The 1443-nt window shown below is 72.0% G+C and carries 1 protein-coding gene; it reads right to left on the minus strand.

Annotation, left to right across the window (positions count from 1 at the left end; all coding sequences use genetic code 11):
- Positions 1-1443: peptide chain release factor 3 (locus D476_RS0131545; RefSeq protein ID WP_017627849.1), on the minus strand; the 1443-nt coding region annotated here is incomplete at both ends.

Genomic DNA, 1443 nt, shown 5'->3' on the forward strand with positions numbered 1-1443 from the left:
AGGGGCTCCATCACCAGGCCCGGGTGCTCGCGCTCGATCACCCGCAGCCGCCACTTGTTGTGCACCAGCACCAGCAGCTCCGAATCCGAGCGCCGCTCCAGCACCTCGCACCCCGACAGCGCGTGCAGCTTCTCGCCGTCCTCGGCGGTGGTGCGCCGCGCCAGCGTGTAGTCCAGCATCGCCAGCTCGATGGGTGCCTTGAACTCCTCGGCCATACGGTGCTGGACCACCTCGAACTGCAGCGGCCCCACCGCCGCCAGCACCGGCGCCTGCTCCCCGCGCACATCCGAGGACAGCACCTGCACCACGCCCTCGGCGTCCAACTGCGCGATGCCCCGCTGGAACTGCTTGTACCGCCCCGCGTCCCTGGCCCGGGCCACCGCGAAATGCTCGGGCGCGAAGCTGGGGATCGGCGGGAACACCACCCTGGACCCCTCGTACAACGTGTCGCCCACGCTCAGCGCCGCGGCGTTGACCAGAGCGATCACATCCCCCGGGAACGCGGTCTCCACCGTGGTGCGCTCGGAGCCGAACACCTGCTGGGTGTACTTGGTGGCGAACGGGCGCCCGGTCGCGGCGTGGGTGAGCACCATGCCGCGCTCGAACCGCCCCGAGCAGATGCGCACGAACGCCATCCGGTCCCGGTGGGCCCTGTCCATCCCGGCCTGCATCTTGAACACCTGCCCGGAGAAGGGCGCCTCCACCGCCCGCTCGGCGCCCTTCCCGTCCGGCTTGGGCGCCGGGGAGGGGGCCAGGTCCACCAGGGTGTCCAGCAGGGCGCCCACCCCGAAGTTGGGCAGCGCCGCCCCGAACAGCACCGGCGAGGACTCCCCGGCCAGGAACGAGGCCTCGTCGTACCGAGCGCCGATCTCGCCGAGCAGCTCGATCTCCTCCAGGGCCTGCTCCCAGGCGTCGCCCTCGGTCTTGGCGGCGGCCTCGGCGTCCATGCGCTCTTCCCCGGCCTTGGTGGCCCCGCCGGGGGTGCGGTGGTACTTGACGTACTCGCGGCCGTCGCCGCCGGTGCCCAGCTCCACCACGCCGCGGAAGTCCCCGGCGATGCCCACCGGCCAGTTCACCGGGGTGGGGCGCAGCCCGATGCGCTGCTCGATCTCGTCCAACAGCTCCAGGGGCTCGCGCCCGGGCCGGTCCCACTTGTTCACGAACGTGACCACCGGCACCCGGCGCGCCCGGCACACCTCGAACAGCTTCAGCGTCTGGGCCTCCAGGCCCTTGGCCGAGTCCAGCAGCATGATCGCCGCGTCCACCGCCGAGAGCACCCGGTAGGTGTCCTCGGAGAAGTCGGCGTGGCCGGGGGTGTCCAACAGGTTCAGCACCCGGCCGTCATAGTCGATGCGCAGCGCCGCCGAGGTGATCGAGATCCCCCGCGCCTGCTCCATGGCCATCCAGTCCGAGGTGACCCCGCGCCGGTCGCCCTTGCCGTGC

It is taken from the genome of Nocardiopsis chromatogenes YIM 90109 (assembly GCF_000341185.1).
In the GTDB taxonomy this organism is placed as follows: domain Bacteria; phylum Actinomycetota; class Actinomycetes; order Streptosporangiales; family Streptosporangiaceae; genus Nocardiopsis_A; species Nocardiopsis_A chromatogenes.